General features: G+C 67.5%; 21 protein-coding genes. 14 read left to right on the top strand and 7 right to left on the bottom strand.

Annotation, left to right across the window (positions count from 1 at the left end; all coding sequences use genetic code 11):
- Positions 1 to 12: 12 nt before the first annotated feature.
- Positions 13 to 978, bottom strand: a complete 966-nt coding sequence (locus tag FHP25_RS36370; RefSeq protein WP_231712605.1) for a zinc-dependent alcohol dehydrogenase — start codon at positions 976 to 978, stop codon at positions 13 to 15.
- A gap of 105 nt (positions 979 to 1,083) precedes the next feature.
- On the opposite strand from FHP25_RS36370, the gene mdoH reads away from it, so the two are divergent.
- Together mdoH and FHP25_RS36360 are read left to right on the top strand one after the other, a co-directional pair.
- Positions 1,084 to 2,901, top strand: a complete 1,818-nt coding sequence (mdoH, locus tag FHP25_RS36365) for a glucans biosynthesis glucosyltransferase MdoH (protein WP_147851903.1) — start codon at positions 1,084 to 1,086, stop codon at positions 2,899 to 2,901.
- Positions 2,902 to 2,907: 6 nt separating this feature from the next.
- The gene (locus FHP25_RS36360) at positions 2,908 to 3,666 is read left to right on the top strand and encodes an FkbM family methyltransferase (RefSeq protein ID WP_147851902.1); all 759 of its coding nucleotides are present in this window, start codon (positions 2,908 to 2,910) and stop codon (positions 3,664 to 3,666) included.
- 38 nt (positions 3,667 to 3,704) lie between these two features.
- Here FHP25_RS36360 and FHP25_RS36355 read toward each other — a convergent pair whose 3' ends face one another.
- Positions 3,705 to 4,613 carry a LysR family transcriptional regulator gene (locus FHP25_RS36355; protein ID WP_147851901.1) on the bottom strand — a complete coding sequence of 303 codons (909 nt, stop codon included), beginning with the start codon at positions 4,611 to 4,613 and terminating at the stop codon, positions 3,705 to 3,707.
- Positions 4,614 to 4,762: 149 nt separating this feature from the next.
- On the opposite strand from FHP25_RS36355, the gene FHP25_RS36350 reads away from it, so the two are divergent.
- From FHP25_RS36350 to otnK, 10 genes are all read left to right on the top strand, one after another.
- Positions 4,763 to 6,055, top strand: coding sequence for a metal-dependent hydrolase family protein (locus tag FHP25_RS36350; protein ID WP_147851900.1), 1,293 nt, complete (start codon positions 4,763 to 4,765; stop codon positions 6,053 to 6,055).
- A 122-nt stretch (positions 6,056 to 6,177) separates the two neighbouring features.
- On the top strand, positions 6,178 to 6,960 hold the full coding sequence (locus FHP25_RS36345; RefSeq protein WP_231712604.1) for an alpha/beta fold hydrolase: 783 nt from the start codon (positions 6,178 to 6,180) through the stop codon (positions 6,958 to 6,960).
- 63 nt (positions 6,961 to 7,023) lie between these two features.
- Positions 7,024 to 7,965 (top strand): branched-chain amino acid ABC transporter permease, encoded by a 942-nt coding sequence (locus FHP25_RS36340; protein WP_147851899.1) that lies wholly within the window; start codon positions 7,024 to 7,026, stop codon positions 7,963 to 7,965.
- A 1-nt stretch (position 7,966) separates the two neighbouring features.
- Positions 7,967 to 9,007, top strand: a complete 1,041-nt coding sequence (locus FHP25_RS36335) for a branched-chain amino acid ABC transporter permease (protein WP_147851898.1) — start codon at positions 7,967 to 7,969, stop codon at positions 9,005 to 9,007.
- Positions 9,008 to 9,079: 72 nt separating this feature from the next.
- Complete coding sequence (locus FHP25_RS36330) at positions 9,080 to 10,312, top strand: ABC transporter substrate-binding protein (RefSeq protein ID WP_147851897.1); 1,233 nt, start codon at positions 9,080 to 9,082, stop codon at positions 10,310 to 10,312.
- 61 nt (positions 10,313 to 10,373) lie between these two features.
- Positions 10,374 to 11,231 (top strand): ABC transporter ATP-binding protein, encoded by an 858-nt coding sequence (locus tag FHP25_RS36325; protein ID WP_147851896.1) that lies wholly within the window; start codon positions 10,374 to 10,376, stop codon positions 11,229 to 11,231.
- Complete coding sequence (locus FHP25_RS36320) at positions 11,221 to 11,979, top strand: ABC transporter ATP-binding protein (RefSeq protein ID WP_147851895.1); 759 nt, start codon at positions 11,221 to 11,223, stop codon at positions 11,977 to 11,979. Before FHP25_RS36325 ends, FHP25_RS36320 begins: the two co-directional genes overlap by 11 nt.
- A 96-nt stretch (positions 11,980 to 12,075) precedes the next feature.
- Entirely contained in the window at positions 12,076 to 12,993 is a 918-nt protein-coding gene (locus FHP25_RS36315; protein ID WP_147851894.1) for an NAD(P)-dependent oxidoreductase, read from the top strand.
- Between the two features lie 81 nt (positions 12,994 to 13,074).
- A complete protein-coding gene (locus tag FHP25_RS36310) occupies positions 13,075 to 13,455 on the top strand; it encodes a RidA family protein (protein WP_147851893.1) in 381 nt (126 codons plus the stop codon).
- A gap of 247 nt (positions 13,456 to 13,702) precedes the next feature.
- The gene (gene otnK / locus FHP25_RS36305; RefSeq protein ID WP_147851892.1) at positions 13,703 to 15,010 is read left to right on the top strand and encodes a 3-oxo-tetronate kinase; all 1,308 of its coding nucleotides are present in this window, start codon (positions 13,703 to 13,705) and stop codon (positions 15,008 to 15,010) included.
- Between the two features lie 217 nt (positions 15,011 to 15,227).
- Here otnK and gdhA read toward each other — a convergent pair whose 3' ends face one another.
- The 3 genes from gdhA to FHP25_RS36290 all read right to left on the bottom strand — a co-directional run bounded on the left by gdhA (position 15,228) and on the right by FHP25_RS36290 (position 18,921).
- Positions 15,228 to 16,583, bottom strand: a complete 1,356-nt coding sequence (gdhA, locus tag FHP25_RS36300) for an NADP-specific glutamate dehydrogenase (protein WP_147851891.1) — start codon at positions 16,581 to 16,583, stop codon at positions 15,228 to 15,230.
- 161 nt (positions 16,584 to 16,744) lie between these two features.
- Positions 16,745 to 17,770 (bottom strand): zinc-dependent alcohol dehydrogenase, encoded by a 1,026-nt coding sequence (locus FHP25_RS36295; protein ID WP_147851890.1) that lies wholly within the window; start codon positions 17,768 to 17,770, stop codon positions 16,745 to 16,747.
- Positions 17,771 to 17,880: 110 nt separating this feature from the next.
- Positions 17,881 to 18,921, bottom strand: coding sequence for a hypothetical protein (locus tag FHP25_RS36290; protein WP_178134059.1), 1,041 nt, complete (start codon positions 18,919 to 18,921; stop codon positions 17,881 to 17,883).
- 299 nt (positions 18,922 to 19,220) lie between these two features.
- Between FHP25_RS36290 and FHP25_RS36285 the strand changes: the two genes are divergently transcribed.
- Entirely contained in the window at positions 19,221 to 20,300 is a 1,080-nt protein-coding gene (locus tag FHP25_RS36285) for a phytanoyl-CoA dioxygenase family protein (protein ID WP_147851888.1), read from the top strand.
- A gap of 63 nt (positions 20,301 to 20,363) precedes the next feature.
- Here the strand turns inward: FHP25_RS36285 and FHP25_RS36280 are convergent, their stop codons facing one another.
- Positions 20,364 to 21,125 carry a hypothetical protein gene (locus FHP25_RS36280; RefSeq protein ID WP_218578859.1) on the bottom strand — a complete coding sequence of 254 codons (762 nt, stop codon included), beginning with the start codon at positions 21,123 to 21,125 and terminating at the stop codon, positions 20,364 to 20,366.
- Positions 21,126 to 21,329: 204 nt separating this feature from the next.
- Positions 21,330 to 23,348 (bottom strand): BTAD domain-containing putative transcriptional regulator, encoded by a 2,019-nt coding sequence (locus tag FHP25_RS36275; RefSeq protein ID WP_178134058.1) that lies wholly within the window; start codon positions 23,346 to 23,348, stop codon positions 21,330 to 21,332.
- A 156-nt stretch (positions 23,349 to 23,504) separates the two neighbouring features.
- Here FHP25_RS36275 and FHP25_RS36270 point away from each other — a divergent pair, with 156 nt between their 5' ends.
- Positions 23,505 to 24,347, top strand: a complete 843-nt coding sequence (locus FHP25_RS36270) for a class I SAM-dependent methyltransferase (RefSeq protein WP_147851886.1) — start codon at positions 23,505 to 23,507, stop codon at positions 24,345 to 24,347.
- Positions 24,348 to 24,351 lie beyond the last annotated feature (4 nt).

Here is a 24,351-nt window from a genome sequence, read left to right as displayed (position 1 = left end):
CATCGATGCGGTTCAGGGATAGGTCACGACCTGGCACATCGCGGCGCCGCCTGGCCCGAGCAGCGCCGGCAGCGCGCCGGGCAGGTCCTCGAATGCCACGTCCGGCTCGAGCAGCACCTCCAGGCGCGGATCAGCCAGCAGCGCGATCGCCTGGGCAAGGCGCCGCCGGTGCGGCCAGCGCGCCCGCATCGACGGCGCCACGCTGCCGACCTGGCTCGCGAGCAGGCGCAGCCGCCGGCTGTGGAAGGCGCCGCCGAGCGTGGCTGCAACCGTGCGATCGCCGTACCAGCTCAGCTCGATGATCGTGGCTTCATCGCCTGCCGCGGCGACGGCGGTGGCAAGACCTTCGGGCGTGGCGCTGGCATGAAAGACGAGATCGCAATCGATCGGCGCATTGCCGGGCGTCGCGAAACCGACGCCCAGGGCGCCGGCGATCGCGGCCTGCTCGGGGCGGATGTCGACCGCAATGACCTCGGTGCCGGGGATCTGGCCTGCGAGCCAGGCGACCAGGGCGCCGACCGTGCCGATGCCGACCACGGCGATGCGGCTGCCCGGCAGGACGGCGGCATCCCACAGCGCGTTGAGGGCGGTCTCCATGTTGGCGGCAAGCACCGCGCGGCGCGGCGGCAGGCCTGCCGGAAGCGCGACCACCGCTGCTGCCGGCACGACGAAGGCGCTCTGATGCGGATGCAGCGCGAAGACCGCGCGGCCCAGCAGGTCGTGCGGGCCGGCCATCACCGTGCCGACGGCGGCATAGCCGTACTTCACCGGGAACGGAAACGCGCCGGCCTGGAACGGCGCGCGCATGCGATGGTGCTCGGCTTCCGGCACCGCGCCTGCGAAGACGAGGCTCTCGGTGCCACGGCTCAGCGCCGAATAGTGTGTCTGGACCAGCACCTCATCGGGGCGGGGAGCCGGTATCGTCTCGGTGCGCAGGATCGCCTGTCCGGGAGCGGCGTACCACAACGCGCGGGTCACGGTGTCGTGTCCCGACGCGCGGTCCATTGCTTCGGCGCTGCTGCCAAGGTTAGCCTCTTCGCGCATCGATGATAGACGGCGGACGCCAATCGACATGACATCGCAATGACCGGTCCTGCACCTTCGATCCCGCCGCATCGCGACCGGATCGATATGCCACAGAAGATGGCCTGGCGCCGCATCGTTTTTGCCCTGCTGGTCACGGCGAGCGTGGCGGCGATGCTTGGGCTGATGGCCTATACGCTGGGCGATGGCGGCCTCGACATCGTCGACTGGCTGATGCTCGCATGCTTCGCCGTGACCTTGCCGTGGTCGGCGATCGGCTTCTGGAACGCCGCGATCGGGTTTGCGCTGATGCGCTTTGCGCGCGATCCTGCGGCGCTGGCCGCACCGGCAGTGCGGCTCGGCCGCAGCAATGCCGCGATCAGCGGCCGCACCGCCATTCTGGTCTGCACGCGCAACGAGGATGTCGCGCGCCTGCAGCTCAACCTCACCGAGATGACCGCCGGCCTGATCGCGACCGGCGCCGCGCCGCATCTGCATCTCTTCCTGCTGAGCGACACCGACCAGCCGGGCATCGCCGCGGCCGAGGAAGGCATGGCGGCGCGCCTGGCGGCCCGGTTCGGCGCCGCGCTGCCGATCACCTATCGGCGCCGGCAAGCCAATCCCGGCTTCAAGGCCGGCAACATCCGCGACTTCTGCCAGCGCTGGGGCGGGGATTTCGATTTCGCGCTGGTGCTCGATGCCGACAGCTTCATGAGTCCGGCGGCGATGCTGCGGCTGATCCGGGTGATCGCCGCCGATCCGCGGCTGGGCATCGTGCAGAGCCTCGTGGTCGGCCGGCCCAGCCTCAGCCCCTTCGCCCGCATCTTCCAGTTCGGCATGCGCCTGGGCATGCGGTCCTACACCCTGGGCAGCGCGTTCTGGCAGGGTGATTGCGGACCCTATTGGGGCCACAACGCCATCATCCGGCTGGCGCCTTTCATCGCGCATTGCGCCCTGCCGGTCCTGCCCGGCGGTGGCCCGCTGGCGGGCGACATATTGAGCCATGACCAGGTCGAGGCCGCCCTGATGCGGCGTGCCGGCTATGAGGTCCGCGTCCTGCCCGAGGAGGCCGGCTCGTGGGAAGAGAACCCGCCGACCCTGCTGGAGTTCATTCGCCGCGACTTGCGCTGGTGCCAGGGCAACATGCAGTACTGGAAGCTGCTCGCCATGCTCGGCCTGCAGCCGGTCAGCCGGTTCCAGCTCGCGCTGGCGATCCTGATGTTCATCGGCTCGCCCGCCTGGATGCTGCTCGTGGCGCTGGCGACGTTCCGAGGACTGCTGATCGAGACGCAGGGCCCGGTGTTCCGGCCGGACACGGGCGTGCTGCTTTTCCTCGTGGCGATGGGCATGACCTTCGCGCCCAAGATCGCGAGCATCTTCGACATACTGCTCCGGCCCGGCGCTGCCGACGGTTTCGGCGGCGCGCTCCGCTTCATCGCCAGCGCCGTCCTGGAGACGGTGTTCTTCGCGGTCCTGGCGCCGATCATGGCCGTGGCGCATACCGTGTTCATCGGCGGCCTGGTGGTCGGACGCGCGATCGGCTGGACGGCGCCGGTGCGCGAGGATCATCGCGTGACGCTCGCGGCGGCGGCGCAGCGCCTATGGGTCCAGACCCTCTGCGGCATCGGGCTGCTTGCCTGGTTCGTCGCGATGGCGCCGGGCGCGCTCGGCTACGGGATCCCGTTCTTCGCGCCGCTGCTGCTCGCGATTCCCTTCGCGATGCTGAGCGCCCGTCGCGATCTGGGCGCGGCGCTGCAGCGGCTCGGGCTTGCCGCCATACCCGAGGAAATGGCGCCGCCATCTGAGCTGGTGCGCCTGGGTCCGCCTGGCCTCGTCGGCGATGCACGGGCCACGGCCGACGCTGCCGACGGGGACTGAGCGCCGATGTTCACGACCCTGCAGCAGGTCGCCGCCATCGGCCGCTCGCTCTGGGTCTATCATGGCGATCCGGCGCGCCATCGCCGCATGGACCAGCTCTACGCCCGCTTCATGCGCCGCGGCGATCTGGTCTTCGATATCGGCGCCCATGTCGGCGATCGCATCCGGTGCTTCCGCCGGCTGGGCTGCCGGGTGGTGGCGCTGGAGCCGCAGGCGTCGCTCGTGCGCGTGCTGCGCCTGCTCTACGGCCGCGCCGAGGGCGTCACGATCCTGGAGGCGGCGGCCGGCGCGCGCAGCGGCACGCTCGAGCTGCACCTCAACCCCGCCAACCCGACCGTGGCCACCGGCTCGACCGGCTTCATCGCGGCAGCCGACGGCAGTCCGGGCTGGGAGCGCGAGCGCTGGACCGGCCGCGTGACGGTGCCGCTCACGACGCTCGATGCGCTGATCGCGCAGCACGGCGAGCCGGCCTTCATCAAGATCGATGTCGAGGGGCTGGAGGAGGCGGTCCTGCAGGGGCTGTCCTGCGCGGTGCGCGCGCTTTCGTTCGAGTTCACCACCATCCAGCGTGGCGTCGCCGTGGCCTGCCTGCAACGCTGCGCCGCGCTGGGGTCCTACCGCTTCAACGCCGCGTTGGGAGAAAGCCAGGTCCTGGCGCATGAGAGCTGGCTCGATGACGCGGCCATGGCGCGCTGGCTCATGGCGCTGCCGCACGCGGCCAACTCCGGCGACGTCTATGCCGTGCGCGCCGATGTCGCCGCCTAGGTTCTCGGCGGCGCCTTCGAAAGCACGGTCGCTATCCATCAGCTCGGCTTCCAGTAGCCTTTGCTGCTGTAGACGGCCTTGAGGTGGCTGATGAAGCGGCGGACGCGTTCCGGCACGTACCGGTTCCGTGGATAGACCGCCATGACATCGTAGTCCGGCAGCGCGAAGTCATCGAGGACGGTGACGAGCTCGCCCTTGCTGAGCTGCTCCGTGATCTCCCAGAGCGAACGCCATTGCATGCCGAGCCCTTGCAGGGTCCAGGCGTGAAGCAGGTCGCCGTCGTTGCAGTCGAGCGTGCCGTTGACCTGGACGCTGACCACCCGGCCGTTGCGCGAGAACTGCCATGGGCGGCGCTCGGCGCCGCTGGTGTTGAACGCCAGGCAGTTGTGCCGGGTCACCTCTTCCAGTGTCTGCGGCACGCCGTGGCGGAAGAAATACGCCGGCGAGCCGCAGACCACGCGTCGGTTGGTGGCCAGGCGGATGGCGACGACGTTGGGATCGATCACGCCGCCCATGCGGATCGCCAGGTCGCAGCGGTCACGCACCACGTCGACGATCTGGTCGGACAGATTGAAGGAGACCTCGACCTGCGGGTACTTCTGCAGGAACGCCGGCGCGTGGGCGGCCACGTGCTTGCGTCCGAACGAGGCAGGCGCCGATACCATCAGGCGGCCGGTGACGTCGTGCCGGCTTTGCGCCAGGGCTTCCTCGGTCTCGTCCAGGTCCGACAGGATCCGGCGGCACTGGGCGACGTAGTTCGCGCCTTCCTCGGTCAGCGCGAGGTGGCGCGTCGAGCGATGCAGCAGCTTGACACCGAGGCGTTTCTCCAGGGCGTCGATGCGCCGGCCGATCATCGCCGGCGTCACGTTCTGATCTCGCGCCGCCTTGGTGAGGCTCCCATGGTCGACCGCGGCGACGAACGCTTCAATCTGAGTCAATCGGTCCACGCTACTTGATACTCTCTGTATCGAATAAAATTACCTCTATACGTATTATCATCGCGAATGACAGTCGATATCTTCCGCACAAGACAAGCAAAAGCAGCCGCGGTCGACGATCTCGAGCCGACAAGACTTGCGGTTACTGGAGGAGATTGATGGCAAGGGTTTTCGAGAACGTGCTGGTTTTTGACGGCACCGGCAGCTCGCCGTTCCCGGGCGAGGTGCGCATCGAGGGCAATCGGATTGCTGCGGTCGCGAAGGGCAGCCACAAAATCTCGCAGGAAGGCGCCGAGGTCATCGACGGGCAGGGCGCCACGTTGATGCCGGGGCTGTGCGAGCCGCACGCGCATATCACCTATCCCGACATGCTGAAGCTGCGCGAGCTCGGCGACACGCCGCCCGAGGAGCATGTGTTCGTCACCATGCACAACGCGCGGAAGATGCTCGATGCCGGCTTCACCAGCCTCTATTCGGCGGCCTCGTCGAAGCCGAGGACCGAGGTCGTCGTGCGCAACGAGATCAATGCCGGCCGCATACCGGGACCGCGCTTCCGCGCCGCGTCGCCGGAAATCGTCTCGACCGGCGGGCTGGGCGACGAGCGGCAGCTGCACATGTACCACCAGGGCATCGAGCTCATCGCCGATGGCGCCGACGAGGTGCGCCGCACGGTGCGCATGTGCATCCGCGAAGGCGTCGATCAGATCAAGATCAACATCTCGGGCGACAATTTCGTCCGCCTGGGCCAGGACGGGGCCTGCACCTACACCGAGGAGGAGGTCAAGGCCGCCGCCGACGAGGCCAACGAGCGCGGGGTCTGGCTGTCATGCCACAGCCGCGCCGACAAGTCGGTGCGCATGGCGTTGAAGTTCGGCTTCCGCGTGCTTTACCACTGCGAGCATTCCACCGACGCGACGCTCGACCTGATCGAAGCCGCCAAGGACCGCATCTTCCTGGCGCCCGCCATCGGCGCGAACTACCGCCTGGCCCACCACGCCCAGGAATGGGGCATCACGCACGACGTGGCGGACCGCATGGGCGTGTTCAAGACCATCGAGCAGACGGCCCAGACCTACAACAAGCTGCGCAAGCGCGGTGTCCGCGTCCTGCCCGGCGGCGACTACGGGTTCATCTGGAATCCGATCGGCACCAACGCTCGGGACTTCGAGTATTTCGTCAACCTGTTCGGGTACACGCCCGCCGAGACCTTGAGCGCCGCGACCATGCTTGGCGGCCAGATCATGGGCATGCCCGATCTCGGCCTGATCAAGGAGGGCTTCCTGGCGGATCTGCTGCTCGTCGACGGCGATCCGACGGCCGACATCAAGATACTGCAGGACCAGGACAATCTGCTGATGATCATGAAGGACGGCGCGTACTACAAGGCGCCGCGGCCGCGGCGCAAGGCGGGCAAGGGATCGGCGCGCACGCGCGAGATGGCGGACGCCTGATCGAACGCTGCCCGGCGCGCTGCGCCGGGCCGCCCGACAACGCAAATCACAGCGACATCACCCGGGCTCACCGTGCTGGGCCCGCAGAGGATGCTCGTGCGCCGAAGTGGCGGAGGCAGAGCGTGCAGGTCAACGGCAAGACATTGGCCGTCGAGGTTCTCGGCGAAGGCGACGCTGTTCTGATGGTTCACGGCCTGGGCGGCACGGCCAACACCTGGCATGCCCAGCGCAGCGTGCTGGCGCAGAGCTTCCGGGTGATCTGCCCCGACCTCGAGGGCTCGGGACGCTCGCCGCTCGACGGCACGTTGTCGATCGCCAGCTTCGTGGCCGACATGGTCGGCGTGCTGGATGCCCTGGGGATCGCCTCGGTCCACGCGGTGGGCCATTCCATGGGGACGATCATCTGCCAGCACCTTGCCGCGGCTCACGCATCGCGGATCAGGAGCCTGGCGCTGCTGGGGCCGCTGGCGGAGCCGCCACCGGCCGCGCGGACGGCGCTCGCCGAGCGGGCCCAGCTGGCCCGGTCCGAGGGCATGGTGCCGATCGCCGATGCGCTCGTTCAGGCGTCGCTATCGGTCGAAAGCCGGGTCGCGAATCCGGCGGTGGCCGCCTTCGTGCGGGAAATCCTGATGCGCCAGCCGGCGGAAGGCTACGCCAGGACCTGCGAGGCGCTGGCGGCGGCGACAGCGGCCAGGTCCGATGCGATCCGGTGCCCCACCGTGCTGATCACGGGTGACGAGGACCGGGTCGGGCCCCCGCGTGCGACGGCCCGCCTGTCGCGGGCGATCGCCGGGTCCCGCGCCGTGATCCTTCCCGCGACCGGCCATTGGACGCCGATCGAACGGCCGGCAGAGGTCAATCGCGCGCTGCTCGACTTCTATTTCACCGCCCACGGCTTCGAGTGAGCGGGCGGGGGTGGATCGCATCATGTTCGGTTGGGCGACGCACGGCGCAAGGACAGCAGACCCATGAAGTGGCCGCGTCATCGCGATCGAGCCATCCTGGCCGCGACGCCGCTCGTCGTTGTCGCCGCCTGGGCATGCCACCACGACACCCGGCTGTTCGTCGCCGCCACCTTGAACGGCGTGACGCTGGCGGCCCTGTATTTCCTCGTCGCGAGCGGCTTTGCCCTGATCTTCGGGCTGATGCGCAACGTGAACCTGGCGCATGGCTCGCTCTACCTGCTGGGCGCGTATGTCGGCTACACCGTCGGCGACCAGACTGGCTCGTGGTACCTGGGGGTTGTGGCCGGTGCGCTCGGCGCGGCGGTGCTGGGCGTCGTGCTGCAGGTCTCGGTGTTCCGGTTCATGCCCGGCCAGGAGCTGCGGCAGGCGCTGGTGACGGTCGCGATCTCGGTGGTGCTGGCCGACCTGATGATGTGGGTCTGGGGCGCCGACATCTACCAGCTGGATCCGCCCGAGTGGATGTACGGGTCGTCGGTCCTGCCGATCGTGCAGCACTATCCGACGTACCGGCTGATCCTGCTGGTGCTGGCGGTCGCCGTCGGCGGCGGCCTGTGGCTGCTGCTGAACCGCACGCGCATCGGCATGATGATCCGCGCCGGCGTGGATGACCGCATGATGCTGGCGGCGACCGGCGTGAACATGCAGTTCGTGTTCGCCGTGACCTTTGCCATCGGCGCCGGGCTTGCCGGCTTCGCGGGTGTCATCGGCGGCTCGGCGCTGTCGATCTCGCCGGGCGAGGATACGCGCTATCTGCTGGCATCGTTGATCGTGGTCGTGGTCGGTGGCCTGGGCAGCGTCGCCGGCACGGCTGTCGGCGCCTTGCTGATCGGCCTTTCGGAGCAGTACGGCCTGGCGTACGCCCCGACCTACGGCGTCCTGTTCACCTTCCTGATCATGGTGGCGACGCTGTTCTATCGCCCGCAGGGCATCTTTGGCGGCCGCTGATATGGACAGCACCCGATCGACCCCGGCGGCAGGCTGGCCGCTCCTGGCGCTGCATCCGGGCCTGATGCTCGCGGCTCTCGCGATCTACCCGATGCTCGCGAACGACTTCTTCATCCTGCAGATCGGCGGACAGACGCTGATGCTCGGCCTGATCGCGCTGTCGCTGATGCTGCTCGCCGGGTACGGCGGCATGGTGACGCTGTCACAGATGACGGTCGCCGGCATCTCGGCATACATGGTGGCGTTGCTCGGCGACAGCCATGGCGGCGCCAGCCTCGGTTGGCCATGGTGGCTGGCCATACCGGCCGCGATCATGGTTGCCGTGATCGCCGCGGCGTTCATCGGCGCCCTGTCGGCAAAGACCGAGGGCATCTACACCATCATGATCACGCTGGCCGTCGGTGTCGCGGTCTTCTACCTCGTGCTGCAGAACCGGGTGATCTTCAACGGCTTCCAGGGGCTCTCCCATGTCCGGCCGCCGGTGGTGCTCGGGGTCGATTGGCGCACGCCGGTTGCGTTCTACTATCTGGCGCTGGCCTGCGCCGTGGCCGGCTACTACTTCGTATGGCGCCTGCGCCGCACCGCGTTCGGGCTCGCCCTGCAGGGCATCCGGGACAATCCGCGGCGCATGAGCGCGCTGGGCTACGACGTCATCCGGCACCGGATCGCCGCGCACGCGATGGCGGGCGCCATCGCCGGCGTCGGCGGTGTCCTGCTGGCCTGGTACAACACCTTCGTGTCGCCGGCGACCGTCGGCGTCGATGCCATGATCAACGTGCTGCTCGTCGCGGTGATCGGCGGCATCCGGCATCCGCTGGGGGCGTTCCTGGGCGCGGCCGTGTTCGTGCTGCTGCAGAGCTTCGCGATCGACCTGATCGGCAGCCAGCGTTTCCGACTCCTGATCGGTCTGATCTTCCTGTCGACCGTGCTGTTTTCCCAGGACGGCCTGCTGGGCCTGTGGGCCCAGTGTCGCCGATGGTGGGTGTCGGTGGCCGGCCGGCGGCCGTTCCTGATCAGCAGCAGCGAGCTTCCTGACCGGTAAGGGGCGCCGGCGCAGGTATGGCAGCACAGCCCTGAAGCCCTGGGGGATGACGAGATGGACGGGACAAGCAAGATGCTTCGGCGATCGCTGTTGGGAACGGCAATCCTGCTGGGATGCACCGCTGCGGCGAGCGCGCAGCAGGAGCTCAAGGTCGGGCTGGTGGCGAGCCTGGAGGGGGCCTTCGCGGTCCTCGGACAGGACGCCGTGCGCGGCGCGGAGCTGGCCCTCAAGGAGCGCGGCGGAGTCGCCGGCGGAAAGAAGATCGTTTTCGTTCGAGGATCTTCGGATGCATCGCCGGCATCGGCCGTCAATGCCACGCGCAAGCTCGTCGAGCAGGACAAGGTGGCGCTGATGATCGGGCCGCTGTCGGGCTCCGAAGGCGTGGCCGTCAAGGACTACGCCAAGACGCAGCCGGCAGTCACCTTCATCGACGGCAGCTCGGGCGGCCAGGAAACCACGCTGGTCAATCCGTCGCCGAACTTCTTCCGCTTCAATCTGGACGGCGCGCAGGTGATGGCCCCGCTGGGGCCGTATGCGTTCGAGCAGGGCTCCAAGCGGGTGATGGTGATCGCCGAGGATTACGCGTTCCCTTACTCGCAGGTGCAGGGCTTCATGTCCGGCTTCTGCAAGGCCGGCGGCAAGGTGCCGCGCAAGGCGTGGATTCCCATCGGCACCAAGGACTTCTCGTCGGTGATCGCCTCGATTCCGAATGACGTCGATTCGCTGCTCGTGGTCCTTGCCGGCGCCGACGCGGTGAACTTCATCAAGCAGTACGATCAGGCGGGCGGCAGCAAGAAGGTCATTGGCGGCTCCGTCATGGTCGACCAGACGGTGCTCAGCTACAGGGGGCGGTTCCGCAGCAACCTGGTTGGGACCCTGTCGTCGGGCTGGACTGCTGACGCGCTGGAGACGCCGGCCTGGGAGAAGTTCGTCGCCGACTACCGGGCGAGCTCCAAGGAGGCGTTCACGGCACCGTCCTACTTCGCGTTCGCGTACTACAATGCCGTCAAGGCAACGCTGAACGCGCTCGATCAGGTCGGGGGCGACTTGTCCGACGGCCAGGCCAAGTTCCGCAAGGTTCTGGCTGCCACGCAGCTGCAGTCGCCGGTCGGCCTCATCACGCTGGATCATAACCGCCAGGCAGTCGGCCCGGCGTTCATCACCAAGATCGTTCAGCGGCCCGACGGCAAGCTGGTGTCGAGCGTGGTCAAGGCCGTGCCGAAGATCGACCAGCACCTGAACATGTCGAAGGCCGAGTTCGACAAGATGGGCATCGGCTCGCGCGACGTGCCGGCCTGCCCGTGAGCATGCACGCCATCGCCGATCGCAACGGATATCGGGCGCAGAGCATGAGGCGGGTGCAGCCATGCCTGTAACGGGCATCCAGGCCGGCCGGTCCGGAGAACGGGCAGGCGTGTCCCCGGACATGCCGGCCCGCGGGGCGGGCGCGGCGGCGACGCCTCTCGCCCTGGTCCTCGAGACCTTGTCGGTCGGCTTTGGCGGGCTTCAGGTGCTGGACGGCGTGTCGATGACGATCCGCCCGGCCGAGCGCCACGCCGTGTTCGGGCCGAACGGCGCCGGCAAGACGACGCTGTTCAACCTGATCGGCGGCGACCTCATGCCGGGCGGCGGTCGCATCCTGTTCTTCGACATGGATGTCACCCGGCTGCCGCCGCATGCCCGGGTCCGCCTGGGCATGCGGCGGACCTACCAGTCGTCCATGCTCTTTCCCGAGCTGTCGGTGCTGGAGAACCTCCTGATCGCCGTCCGGGGCGTGCGGCCGGGACGCTTCGGCCTCGGCCGGATCCGCCCCGGCGATGTGGACGTCGCGGCTGCCGAGACGCTTCTGCGCAACGTCCGCCTGACGGATGTCGCGGCGCAGACGGTGGCGACCTTGTCGCACGGGCAGCAGCGCCAGCTCGAGATCGGCATGGCGCTTGCCGGCACGCCGCGCCTGATCCTGCTCGACGAGCCGGCAGCCGGCTTGTCGGCAGCCGAGCGCCGCGATCTCGGCGAGCTGCTGACCGCGCTGCCACGCAGCACCGCGTTCCTGCTGATCGAGCACGATCTGGAGATCGCCTTGCAGGTCGCCGATCGCGTGAGCGTGATGCATGGCGGCCGGGTGATGAGGCAGGGCACGCCGGACGAGATCATGAACGATGCCGAGGTGCAGGCCATCTATCTCGGCGGCGGGTCGAAGGAGGCTGGCGGTCATGCGCGCTAGCAAGCCAGCCGCGGCGCGCGAGCCCGCGACGCAAGCCGCTCTCGCCATCGACCGGCTCGATGTCCGCTACGGGCGCGCCCGCGCCGTGCAGCAGGCGTCGCTGCTGCTGGAGCGCGGCACGCTCGCGATCGTGGGCCGCAACGGGATGGGCAAGACGTCGCTGTGCAACGCCGTCACCGGGATGGTGCCGTCGAGCGGAAGCATCCGTCTGTTCGGCGAGGAGATACGCGGGCTGCCGCCGCACCGGATTGCCCGCAGGGGCGTCGCCTACGTGCCCCAGGGACGCCGCGTCTGGCGCTCGCTGACGGTGGATGAGCACCTGCGCCTGGCGCACCGCTTCCGGCGCGGCGAATGGACGCCCGACGGAATCTACGAGCTGTTTCCCCGTCTGAAGCAGCGCCGCCACAATGGCGGCACGCAGCTTTCGGGAGGCGAGCAGCAGATGCTCGCCATCGGCCGGGCGCTGCTGCTCGACCCCAGCCTGCTGCTCATGGACGAGCCGACCGAGGGGCTGGCCCCGATCATCGTCGAGCAGCTGGCAGCCACCTTGCGCTCGCTCGCTGCCAGGACCGAGATGGCGATACTGCTGGTCGAGCAGAACCTCCGCTTTGCGGTCGACGTCGCCGACAGCGTCGCCGTCATGGTGAACGGCTGCGTCGTGCGCACGATGCCGGCGGCGGCGCTGGCCGCCGATCGCGCGCTGCAGCAGCAGCTGATGGGTGTCCATGCCCAGGGAGTCGGCTCATGAAGCGCGCGTCCATGCAGCACAGGTTTGCATCCCCAACACTGTGAGCGCGCAATTCAGGCAATCGGGGATGTCAGCAGCTAATCGCGAGGAGCAACGATGAAGCAGAAACTGGGATTTGTCGGCCTGGGAACCATGGGACAGGTCATGTCGCAGCGCCTGCTCGCGGCGGGATATGGCCTGACGGTGTGGAACCGCAGCCGCGACAAGGCCGCCCCCTTGCTGCAGGCGGGCGCCAAATGGGGCGCCTCGCCGGGCGAGGTGGCGCGCGCCTCGGACATCGTGTTCACGATGGTCACGGACGCAGCGGCGTCGCAGAGCGTGATATGCGGCGCCGACGGCGTGCTTTCCGGCGCACGCCCGGGCCTGATCGTGATCGATTCGGCCAGCATCGAGCCCGAGGCATCGCTCGCGATCGCCGAGCGCGCGAGAGCGAAGGGCGTCGCGATGCTGGACGCGCCGGTGTCGGGCGGCCCCAAGGTCGCCGCCGATGGTCGCCTGGGCATCATGGTCGGAGGGCCGGCGGAAGCGTTCAAGACCTGCGAGCCGATCCTCAAGCTGCTGGGCAGCATGGTCCTGCATGTCGGCGACAACGGGCAGGGCACGACGCTCAAGCTGATCGCCAATCTGGTCATGGGGGTGGCGATCCAGGCCGTGGCCGAATCGCTCGTGCTGGCCGCGAAAGCGGGCATCGACCCGCAGCTGGTGATCGACATCACGTCGCTGCCGGGGACAGGGCCGCAGACCGGCGCCATGGCCACGCGCGGCCCGCGGATGATCCAGCACAATTTCTTCCCGGCGCATTTCTCGACCAACAACATGCACAAGGATCTGACCGGCGCGCTGAAGCTGGCGGAGAAGATCGGTGTCTCCCTGCCGACCGTGAGCGCCGCGCGCGAGATGCTGCGCGCCGTCCAATCGCAGGGCAACGGCCAGATCGACTCGAGCGCCGTGGTCACGGTCCTGGAGGCCATGGCCAATACATCGGTCCCTCGGGCGGCAGGCAAGAGCGGCTGATCCCGAACGTCCGAAGTCCGTGTCACAGGCATCGCGGATGCGCGCCAGGCGCACCCGGCGATCGATCAGGAGGAGTGGAAGATGTCGAAGAAGGTTCTGCAGCCCAAGGCGTGGATTCCGCGTGGCCCGTATTCGCTCGGCACGCAGGTTGGGAACATGGTTTTCATCTCGGGCCAGATCTCCCAGGACAATGACGGCAAGGCGATCGGTCCTGGCGACGCCAAGGCGCAGACGCGGGTCGTCATCGAGAAGATGCAGCTGATCCTGGCCGAAGCCGGCATGACCTTGGACGACGTGGTGTCGACGACGGTGTATCTGCAGGATCTGGCGGACTACGCGGCCATGAACGCGGTCTACATCGAGCTCTTCAAGAAAGACTTTCCGGCACGCGCCACCGTGCGCGCCGACCTCGCGGGCGAGGGGCTCCTGGTCGAGATCGCCGGCATTGCCGTGAAGGCGTAAGCTTCGTCGTGCTGGCAGGGCGCCCGGGATTCGTCCCGGGCGCCCCCGGCTGTCATCCTGAGCGCCCCTGCCGTCATCCCGAGCGCCCCTTCGACAGGCTCAGGAGAGGGATCCCCCGCGAATGGCGCACCGTGCGTTTTGCCGCAGGAGATCCCTCGCTACGCTCGGGATGACAGCGTGTGCGCCAGCGCGGTCCATTGCGGGTAAGGGCCACATTTCCAACCCAACGCGCGCCAGTCGAGGTGTCATGTCTTCGCTGCTGCTTGGCTGCATCGCTGACGATTTCACGGGAGCCACCGATCTTGCCAACACCCTGGCGCGCGCCGGGATGCGGGTGGTTCAGACCATCGGTGTCCCCGACGACACCAGCCGCCCGGATGCCGACGCCGTCGTCGTCGCATTGAAATCGCGCACGGCGGCGGTGTCCGATGCCGTGGCTCAGTCTGTCGATGCGTGCCGCTGGCTGCGCCGCCATGGTGCCGGTCAGATCTATTTCAAGGTATGCTCGACCTTCGACTCCACGCCGCAGGGCAACATCGGGCCGGTGCTCGAGGCATTGATGGACGAGCTTGCGTGTGCGTTCTGCATCGTCACGCCGGCCTTTCCGGAGACCGGACGAACCGTCTACCAGGGGCATCTGTTCGTCGGCGACTCGCTGCTGAACGACAGCAGCATGCGCGACCACCCGTTGACGCCCATGACGGACGCGAACCTCGTGCGGGTGCTCGAGCGTCAGCTTTCCGCCGGCAAAGGCCGCCGGGTCGGTCTCATCAATCTCCGGCATGTGGCCGCCGGCGCCGGGCAGATTCGGGAACGGATGGCCGAGCTGCAGTCGCAGGGCTGCTCGCTGGCGATCGCCGATGCCGTCACCAACGATGACCTGACGCGCCTGGGGGCTGCGGCGGCTGATCTGCCGCTGATATGCGCGGCATCGGGGCTGGCGATCGGCTTGCCGCGCAACTGGGGCATCACGCCGTCGGCGACGGCGGCGCTTTTACCCCCGGCGGATGGGCGGCGGGCGATCGTGTCGGGTAGCTGCTCGACGGCGACCAACGCCCAGGTGGCGCACTTCATCCACAGTGGCGGGGCTGCGTGGCCGCTCGACCCCTTGCGGCTCGACGCTGGCAGCGGCGACGCGCTCGCGGCGCAGGCGGATGAGGTCGCGGCATGGGCCGAGCGGCACTGGCGGGCCGGGCCGCACCGCGCGGTGCTGGTCTACAGCACCGCCAGGGCGGACGACGTGCAGGCCGTGCAATCGCGGCTGGGTGCGCAGCGGGCGGGAGGGCTGATCGAGCAGGCCCTGGCGCGGATCGCATGCCGCCTGGTTGCGCAGGGCGCACGCCAGCTGATCCTGGCCGGCGGCGAGACTTCCGGTGCCTGCATCGGTGCCCTGAACGTCACGCGCCTGCAGATCGGCCGGCAGATCGATCCCGGCGTGCCCTGGTGCCATGCGCATTCCCCGGTCGCGGGGGAGAAAGGCATGCATGTGGCGCTGAAGTCGGGCAATTTCGGCGCAACCGATTTTTTCAGCCGGGCCTTCACGACGCTCGCGTGAGGCCGCCACCTTTGCCGTCATCCCGAGGAGCGTGTGATTTTAATCTTCCCCCGGAGGGGCGGGGCATTCGCATATGCCCTCGCTGTCATCCCGAGCGCCAGCGAGGGATCTCCTGCGGCAAGGCGCACGGTGCGCCATTCGCGGGAGATCCCTCGCTACGCTCGGGATGACAGGAGGCGACCAACGGCGCGCCGGCGCCGCTGGTTCGGCGCTTGCCTCAGATGATGCCCAGCGTGTCCATGGCCTCGGCGACGCGCACGAAGCCGGCGATGTTGGCACCCAGAACGTAGTCCCCCGGCGCGCCGTACTCATCGGCGGTTTCAGCGCAGCGGTCGTGGATGTTGCGCATGATCTCGGCCAGGCGCGCTTCGGTCCGTTCGAACGTCCAGCTGTCGCGCGATGCGTTCTGCTGCATCTCCAGCGCCGAGGTGGCGACGCCGCCGGCGTTCGCTGCCTTGCCCGGACCGAACAGCACGCCGGCTTCCTGGAAGAAGCGCACGGCGTCGGGCGTGGAGGGCATGTTGGCGCCTTCGCCGACCGCGATCACGCCGTTCTTCACCAGTGTCTTGGCGTCCTTGCCGGTGAGCTCGTTCTGCGTCGCCGACGGCATGGCGACGTCGCAGGGTACGCTCCAGACCGAGCCGCCGTCGACGTAATGGCTGCCGGCGCCCTTGCAACGGGCATATTCCGAGATCCGCTGGCGGCGGACTTCCTTGATCTCCTTCACGAGGTCGAGGTCGATGCCGGACTCGTCGACGACGTAGCCGTTGGAATCCGAGCACGCGATGATCTTGCCGCCGAACTCGATGATCTTCTCCATGGTGTAGATGGCGACGTTGCCCGAGCCCGACACCACGGTCTTCTTGCCCTCGAATGTATGGCCCTTGGTGGCCAGCATCCGCTCCACGAAATAGGTCGCGCCGTAGCCGGTGGCTTCCGTGCGGGCGCGCGAGCCGCCGTAGAAGAGGGCCTTGCCGGTGAGCACGCCCGCCTCGTAGCGGTTGGTGAGGCGCTTGTACTGGCCGAACATGTAGCCGATCTCGCGTCCACCGACGCCGATGTCGCCGGCGGGAACGTCGGTATATTCGCCGAGATGGCGATAGAGCTCGGTCATGAACGACTGGCAGAACCGCATGATCTCGGCGTCGGAGCGGCCGCGCGGATTGAAGTCGGAGCCGCCTTTGCCGCCGCCGATCGGCATGCCGGTCAGGGCGTTCTTGAAGGTCTGCTCGAAGCCCAGGAACTTGATGATGCTGACGTTCACCGACGGGTGGAAGCGGAGGCCGCCTTTGTAGGGGCCGAGCGCGGAGTTGAACTGCACGCGAAACCCACGATTGATCTGCACCTTGCCGTGATCGTCGACCCAGGGAACCCGGAAGATGATCTGGCGCTCGGGCTCGCAGATCCGCTCGATCAGGGCGTTGTCAGCGTAGTTCGGATGCTTGGCGACCACGCGCCCCAGGCTTTCCAGGACTTCCCTGACAGCTTGATGGAACTCCAGCTCGCCGGCATTGCGTCGAAGGACTTCGCTCAGGATCGGTTCAAGTTTCTCATCGACGCCGACTGTCACCATGGCTCTCCTCGAAGTGTGGCGCGCTTGATAGCAGGTCATAGGCAGTCTGCACATAAAATGCGCAGTCGCAGGGTCGCAGTCCCGATGTCGCAGGGCGGCATGCCAAACAGACGAAAATCCCGGCGCAGGGCCGGGATTTTACTCGTGCACGGCGCCGGCGGCTATTGCATCCGCAGCACGATGCGGCCGTCGATGCCGCCTTGCTCCATGCGGCCGAAGATGGCGTTGATGTTCTCGAGGCTGTCCCACGAGAAATGGGCCTCTACCAGGCCGCGGCCGGCGAAATCGAGGGCCTCCTCCAGATCCTGTCGCGTGCCGACGATCGAGCCGCGCACCGTGATGCGCTTGAGCACGGTGTCGAAGATCGGCAGGGCGAACGAGCCTGCCGGCAGGCCGACCAGCGCCATCGTGCCGTGCGACCGCAGAACGCCGAAGGCTTGCTCGAAGGCGGTCGGCGAGACGGCGGTGACCAGAACGCCATGGACGCCGCCGAGGCGGGCCTGCAACTCCGTGGCCGGGTTCGTCTCGCGGGCGTTGACGGCGATCTCGGCGCCCAGCGTCGTCGCCAGCGCCAGCTTGTCGGCATGGACATCGATGGCGGCGACGTGCATGCCCATCGCCTTGGCGTATTGCACGGCCATATGGCCGAGGCCGCCGATACCCGAAATGGCGATCCATTCGCCGGGCTTCACCTCGGTCTCCTTCAGGCCCTTGTAGACGGTGACGCCGGCGCAAAGCACCGGTGCCGCCGGTCCCCAGTCCAGCGCCGCCGGCAACCGGCCGACATAATTGGGATCGGCCAGGGCATATTCCGCGAAGCTGCCGTTGATCGAATAGCCCGTGTTCTTCTGCGCCGCGCACAGGGTTTCCCAGCCCGTCCGGCAATGCGGGCAGTAGCCGCAGGCGGTGTGCAGCCACGGGATGCCGACGCGATCGCCCTCCTTGACGCGCTTCACCGACCGGCCGACGGCGGCAACCGTGCCCACGCCCTCATGACCGGGAATGAAAGGCACCGCCGGGCGCACGGGCCAATCGCCCTTCACGGCATGGAGGTCGGTGTGGCAGACGCCCGTCGCCGCGATGCGGACGAGAATCTGCTCTGGCCCCGGCTCCGGGACCGGCACGTTCTCGATCACGAGCGGCGAGCCGAGCGTGTGAACGACAGCTGCCTTCATGGTGTTCGTCATGTCGCGCTCCTTCGGGAGGAATCGAGCACATCCACCAGCGAGCCGGCTTGATCGACGTCAAGGCGCGTGATGGTCGATGTCGCTCGATTGCGACCGTCATCGGCGCGACATCATTTGACCTTCGGAAGCTTCGCGGCACGTCGAGGCTTCACCGGCTCCCAGACATAGTCCCAATCCACGATATCGCCCTTCAGCTTGCAAAGGCAGGGGCAATTCGGTCGATTCCCGGCGATTTTCGGCGCTGCGCCGGCGCCGCCGTTGAATGTCGCGCGGATCCACTCGATCGGCAGTGTCGGATCTTCCTTGTTGATGAACTGCTTGTACCCGCGGCACAGGGTCTCGGCGTACAGCAGGACGGCGGATTGAAAGATCGAGGGAACGAACTCGACGGCGCACAGCTTGACCATGATTCCGAACGTGCCCCAGTTGACAGTGCCGTTCAGCCAGCATTTCCCGTCGACCTCGACAGTATCCGAGCAGGTGCATTCGTCTTCATGCGCCTTTTCCTTCTCCTTGTGGGTCTTGGCGTTCGGGTTGATCGTCGACGGCACCGCGCAGGGCTGATGCAGCACCTTCGGTGAACGCAGCCACTCGGAGGTCCCCAGGAACAGGGGCAGGATATCCCAGCCGTCGATGTCCGGCTTCACGCCCGCCAGCGACAGCAGCTTCTTCGGATCGGCCATGATCTGCTCGAAGGTGGCGGGCGCTTCCTTCGAGGGCAGCAATGGAATGAGAATCCGCATGCATGCCGCGTCCTTCTGCGCGCGCGACAGCTTCGCGAAGTCGGTCTGGATCTTCGTATGGGTATCCTTCAGCTCCTTGTCGATCTTGGGCCCGCACACAGGCCGCGTCAGCGCGATCATGTGGTTGATCGTGCGCCCGCCCGGGTCGGCGACGCCGTCGGGATGCTTGATCAGGCCGCGGCCCTGCCAGTTCACCTGGAAGTCCCAGATCGCGTCCGCGAGCTCCTTGGGACAACTGCCGTTCGGCCCGGCAGCAGGCGGCTTTCCTGCCCACCGATCGTGCTTGCCGCCGCATTTGTCGCCGATCTTCGACAGCAGGTCGATCACCAGCTTCTGGTCGACAGCGTCGTTCTTGACGTTTGTCGTCCGGTTTCGAAGTCCAACCGGATGGGCAAGGTTGAGAGCCATGGCAGCACCTCCGCTGGCAGCGGCATGACGAGGTGACGGCTACCCGGGCTCGCGCTGCTGGTAAGCGCTGGTGATACGTTGCTACCGCTGACCCTCGGGCAAGGCGATGTCTTGTCCGGCGCGAGCAATCCTGACAGTAGACGCCGGTTTGCTGACCAGGGTCTGCTTGTGATCACCGGTCGCACGAGGAATTCCGTTGCACGGTGTTCGAATAGTCGCGGTGCCTCGGCAGCCTGAGATCCCCGGAAGGCCTGTTCGCGCGGCCGACACGATGCTGCCCAAACAGTGGTACTGTTCCGTTGAACGGCAGACTCCATCTCGGCAGGAGAAGGAACGATGCGGATGCTCCGGTTCTTTCAAGGCCAGGCAGGGCAACCGAACTTGGCGTCGGTCTGCGATCTGAGGGTTTGGGGGTTGCCATCGGCGTCGACGACGCGCCGACCGTCGTCCGGCTGAGGGCTTCGGCCATGCGGGTGTCCGACCGTGCTCTCGACGAGGTGCGCACTCAGGGCTTCACATTGGTCGAGGGCTTTCTCGACCCCGATACGCTGAAGGCAGCACAGGACGCGATGTGGCGGCTCTATCCCAGGCCCGCCGCGTATTTCGCCGATCCATCGAAGTACCCGCAGCTCTCGACCAAGCTCGCCGGCATACGCTACTGGCCGTACATCGACTGGGCGCTCTCGCGTCTGCCCGTATTGCCAGAGCTGATCGACGCCGCCGAGCGCTTCCTCGACACGAAGGATCTGGAAATCTACAAGATCGAGCTGTGGGCCAAGTACAGCGGTGCCGTCGATTACGAGCAGCCGCACCATCGCGACTATGGCAACCACACGCTGGTCGTGCCCTCGCTGGATGGCCGGCACAGGCAGATGACCACCTTCATTCTGCTGTCCGACGTCAGCGAGCACGATGCGCCAACCAAGCTGATCCCGCTCGACAAATCGCTCGAGATCCCGCTGGTGCCTTTGGAGCTGCCGATGGGCGCGCTCTTCGAGCACGAGACGGCGGCAACCGGCCCGGCTGGGAGCCTGCTGATCTACCGCACCGACGTGCTGCATCGCGCCTCGGATTTCACGTCGCCCGGCAGGGGGCGGTTCGCCTTGCTGGTCGACCTTCAGCAGCGGGGTTGGCGCTGGCAGGGCAAGATGTCGTGGGCGCACCACGCGCGGCAGCCCGGCATGACCGAGGCGATGGTGCGCATGACGCCGCGACAGCGCGACCTCTTCGGTTGGCCACCACCCGGCAGCGATTACTGGACCGATCAGACGCTGCGCGACGTCGCCGCTCGCTATCCTGGGATCGACCTGACGCCCTACATGCCCGATGCGCCGGAGAGTATCCGGGGGCGCCCTCAGGACAATGGTGTCGCGCCATAAGTGCGCGACTGGCGTCAGCTGTGGCGCTCGATGCCGGCCGCCACTCGATACGAAGCGATGACGCTACAGGTACTTTGCCGGGCGGATCATCGCCCGCCACATGTGCGCGACCGGGCTGTTGTCGAAGCCGAGGCCCTGTTCGGGCTGGCGGAAGTTGCGGCCTATGACGTCGGTGAACTCGTCGAGCTCGACATGCAGGTTGGGGTCGAACGAGTAGATGTCGTGCACGGTGATCTGCCGGCCCGACATGTACCATTTGTGGGCCCGCATCCGCTTGTAGTCCTCCTCGACGTAGGGATCGGGATGGTAGTCGGGGCCGAACGCGGTGATGTACGCTTGCGGATACTCGTAGCCGACCGATTCGTCGGGATAGAACCGCAGCACCTGGTGGGCGCGGATCGCCCAGGTCACTTCCTCGTCGACGTACGGCTCGACCAGCTGCGCCCCCCAATATCCGTGGTCACCCCGGATGAAGCCGATCGTCGAGATATCGTGCAGCAGGCAGGCGAGCACCATGTTCTCGGGCAAGCCGGCCTTGACCGCGTGCCTGGCGCTTTGCAGGAGGTGCATGCATGGGCCGAAGCGAAGCCTGAAGAAATCCATGAGGGACGGCTTCTCCGGCATTGCCGGCAGGCGCGGGTCGTCGCCCATCAGGACGCGTGCCTTCGGGTTTTCCTTCATCAGCGCGCCCGCATTCGGTGGCGGGCTCATATCGCCGTCCGCCATGCTGTAGAGGCGCGACTTGATGACGATGTAGTCGAGGTCCCGTGCCATCTTGGATTCCAGCGCATCAGCGCGCTGCGACAGGCTCATCGTACCGCTCACGGCATGTCTCCTCGGTCGTGGTTTCTCGAAACTAATCTGAAGTGCTGGAAATCGCAGGTCGCTGATATATCTGTCATCCCGAGCGCAGCGAGGGATCTCCCGCGTGTGACGCACAGTGCGCCACACGCGGGAGATCCCTCGCTGCGCTCGGGATGACAGGCACAACTCGCCTCCTACCGATAGCTACTAGTGGCGCGGGTATCCTCAACCCAACCCGATGCGCTTTTCGCCCTCCCGGAACAACGCGGCATCGTCCGGCGCGAACTGCATGGCCGTCAGGAAGTCATCGACGCGATAGTCCGGCACCATCTTGCGGATAGCTGCCATATAGGTGCGTGCCTCGTCGAGCCGGCCGGCCAGCGCCAGGCAGTAGGCGGCGATCGCCAGGATATGCGCATGTGCGTTGGGACGGGCGGTGGCCTTGACGCCCCAGTCGGCGGCTTCGGCAAAGCGGTTGAGGCGCACCAGCGCCATGGCGCGCGAGCCCAGCATGCCGAACAGGAGCGGATCGAACGGGCTCAGCTGGCGCGAATGATCAGCGTAGTTGATCGCGGCGTCGGGATCGCCGGTCTGCGCATGCACGAACGCCAGCGTGTAGTGACCAAGCGCGAAGTTCGGGCTCAGGTCGATCGCGGTTTCCAGCTCGACGAAGGACTGGTCGTGGCGGCCGCGCAGCCACAACGCGCGTCCCATGGCCCAATGCGCCGCCGGATCGCGGTCATCGGCCATGAGGCTCTGCCCGGCGGTGTCGATCGCGCGATCGATTTCCCGGCGGCGGTCCGCCCAGCCCTGGAATGCGTTCTGAAAATGCGTGAAGGACAGGCCGGCATGGGCGCGCGCGAAGGTTGGGTCGAGGCGCACGGCTGTCTCGAAGAAGTGCTGGGCCTGGACGTTGTCGACCTGGTTGAACCGGTACATGTGCCACAGGCCGCGGTGATGCGCTTCCCAGGCGTCCAGCGAGTTGGGCGGCCGCAGGATGGCGCGGTTGCGCTCGATGGCCTCGACCTCATGGGCGATGGACGCAACGATGCTGTTGCCGATGTCGTCGAAGACGAGCAGGGCGTCGTCCACCGTGCGGTCGAAGACCTCCGCCCAGACGATGCGCGCGGTCTGCGTTTCGGCCAGCTCCACCATCACCGTGACGCGCTTGCCCTGTCGCCGCAGCGAGCCGCTGACGATGTAGTCGACGCCCAGCATCCGGCCGGCATCATGCGGGGCTATGTTCCGGTCCCGCAGCGCGAAGACGGTCCCCTGCGCGATGACGAACAAGCTGCGCAGCTTGGCAAGCCGCGTGATCACGTCGTAGGCCAGCCCGTCACCGGGCCCTCCGGGCACGGCCGCGCCGCCGGTCTGGTCGGCAAACGGCATCACCGCGATGGATGCGCGCCGCGCCGCCAGCGGGCTGCCGCCCTCGGCGACGCTGCTGGCGGCGGACGCTGCGGCAACGACGAGCGGCCGCGCCGCCGCTGCGCCGTCGGTCTTTGCCCGGGCCGCGCGCCAGGCGTCGCGGATCGGCGCGTGATCGAGGCCCTCGGCCTCGAACAGCCGGGCAGACGCCGCCAGATGCTCCTCCGCCTCGCGCAGCCGGCCGCAGCGGGCCAGGGCATCCAGAAGCGCCTCGTGCACGCGCCGTTCGAATGGCGCGATCTGCAGCCAGGTGCCGAGATGGTCGAAGGCCTCATCGTCGGGGACGCTCTTGACGAGCTGCTCCAGGACGGCCGCATGGCCGTCACGGAAACGACGGCGCTGCGCCGTGAGCCAGCTGCTGAACACCGGGCTGCGGTCGATCTCCATGCCTTCGAGGAAGTCACCTGCGAACAGCGCCGCCAGCATGCGCAGGCGTGCCGGCGGCAGCGTCTCGATACCGTCCTGGAGCGCGCGCATGATCTCGATGGCATCGACGAAGCAGTCCGTCAGGTCGAGCCGGATGGTGTCGGCGCGGGCATCGACCCGGCGGCGGTCCGGCGCATCGACCAGGCCCCGGATCTTGCTCAGGCACCAGCGGAGCTCGCCGCGCGGGTCGTTGGGCACATCCCACAGCAGCTCGCAGAGCTGGCTGCGCGCGGCCGCCCGCGGCGCCAGCGTCAGATAGCCGAACAATCCGCGCGCCTTGCGCGACGCCGGCAGCGCCAGCATGGCGCCGCCGCGGGTGATCGACAGGGGGCCGAGCAGGCGCACCCGTAGCGCGGCGTCATCGCTGCGGCGCGTCTCAGAAGAATCCACGGGCACTTCCACGCCGCCTTCCACGCTCACCTCCACGGGAGCCCGCTACGCTCGAGACTGAGGTCATGACGCACCTGCAGCGTCAGATCCGGCCAACGTCCTCGCACGGGCAGGCAACATTATAGCAGGAACGACATCACGAATGGAGAGGCGATCATGGTTACGACGGCCATAGCAACAAACCAAGGTCCCGCGTCGGCTACGGTCGATCTGACGGCAGTGAAAGCGCGCCAGCAGGGCGCCTGGTCATCCGGTGACTATGCGATCGTCGGCGCGACGTTGCAGATCGTGGGCGAGACGCTGTGCGAGGCGCTTGACGTCCGTGCCGGCCAGAAGGTGCTCGACGTCGCCGCCGGCAATGGCAATGTCAGCCTCGCGGCGGCCCGCCGCTGGTGCGATGTGGTCGCCACCGACTACGTGCCGGCCTTGCTCGATCGCGCCCGCCAGCGCGCCGAGGCCGAGCGCTTCGACCTTTCGTTCCGCGAGGCGGATGCTGAAAAGCTGCCGTTCGCGGATGGCAGCTTCGACGTGGTGGTCTCCACCTTTGGCGTGATGTTCACGGCCGATCAGGAGCGCGCCGCCGCCGAGATGGTCCGCGTCTGCAGGCCGGGCGGCAAGATCGGCCTGGCCAACTGGACGCCGGACGGGTTCATCGGCCAGCTGTTCAAGACCATCGGCAAGCACATGCCGCCGCCGCCGGGCGTCAAGTCGCCGGCGCTGTGGGGCACGCCGGCGCGGCTGGCCGAGCTGTTCCCCCGGACCTCGATCAAGGCGACGCCGCAAAACTTCGTGTTCCGGTACCGCTCCGCCGAGCACTGGCTCGATGTGTTCAGGAGCTACTACGGGCCGGTCCTCAAGACATTCGCGGCGCTCGAGCCGCCGGCGCAGGCGGCCCTGGAACGTGACCTCGTGGCGCTGATCGGGCAGTTCAACCGCTCGGGGGACGGCACCATGGTCGTGCCCAGCGAGTATCTGGAGGTCGTCATCACCCGGCATTGACGGC

Source organism: Vineibacter terrae, from assembly GCF_008039615.1.
Classification (GTDB): Bacteria; Pseudomonadota; Alphaproteobacteria; order Reyranellales; family Reyranellaceae; genus Vineibacter; species Vineibacter terrae.
The sequence above is the reverse complement of the archived record's forward strand: the minus strand, read 5'-3'. Positions and strand labels throughout refer to the sequence as shown.

Coding starts and splice junctions, on each gene's coding strand:
- mdoH (WP_147851903.1), top strand. CDS start 1,084: ATGACCGGTCCTGCACCTTCGATCCCGCCGCATCGCGACCGGATCGAT.
- FHP25_RS36360 (WP_147851902.1), top strand. CDS start 2,908: ATGTTCACGACCCTGCAGCAGGTCGCCGCCATCGGCCGCTCGCTCTGG.
- FHP25_RS36350 (WP_147851900.1), top strand. CDS start 4,763: ATGGCAAGGGTTTTCGAGAACGTGCTGGTTTTTGACGGCACCGGCAGC.
- FHP25_RS36340 (WP_147851899.1), top strand. CDS start 7,024: ATGAAGTGGCCGCGTCATCGCGATCGAGCCATCCTGGCCGCGACGCCG.
- FHP25_RS36335 (WP_147851898.1), top strand. CDS start 7,967: ATGGACAGCACCCGATCGACCCCGGCGGCAGGCTGGCCGCTCCTGGCG.
- FHP25_RS36330 (WP_147851897.1), top strand. CDS start 9,080: ATGCTTCGGCGATCGCTGTTGGGAACGGCAATCCTGCTGGGATGCACC.
- FHP25_RS36325 (WP_147851896.1), top strand. CDS start 10,374: ATGCCTGTAACGGGCATCCAGGCCGGCCGGTCCGGAGAACGGGCAGGC.
- FHP25_RS36320 (WP_147851895.1), top strand. CDS start 11,221: ATGCGCGCTAGCAAGCCAGCCGCGGCGCGCGAGCCCGCGACGCAAGCC.
- FHP25_RS36315 (WP_147851894.1), top strand. CDS start 12,076: ATGAAGCAGAAACTGGGATTTGTCGGCCTGGGAACCATGGGACAGGTC.
- FHP25_RS36310 (WP_147851893.1), top strand. CDS start 13,075: ATGTCGAAGAAGGTTCTGCAGCCCAAGGCGTGGATTCCGCGTGGCCCG.
- otnK (WP_147851892.1), top strand. CDS start 13,703: ATGTCTTCGCTGCTGCTTGGCTGCATCGCTGACGATTTCACGGGAGCC.
- gdhA (WP_147851891.1), bottom strand. CDS start 16,583: ATGGTGACAGTCGGCGTCGATGAGAAACTTGAACCGATCCTGAGCGAA.
- FHP25_RS36295 (WP_147851890.1), bottom strand. CDS start 17,770: ATGACGAACACCATGAAGGCAGCTGTCGTTCACACGCTCGGCTCGCCG.
- FHP25_RS36290 (WP_178134059.1), bottom strand. CDS start 18,921: ATGGCTCTCAACCTTGCCCATCCGGTTGGACTTCGAAACCGGACGACA.
- FHP25_RS36270 (WP_147851886.1), top strand. CDS start 23,505: ATGGTTACGACGGCCATAGCAACAAACCAAGGTCCCGCGTCGGCTACG.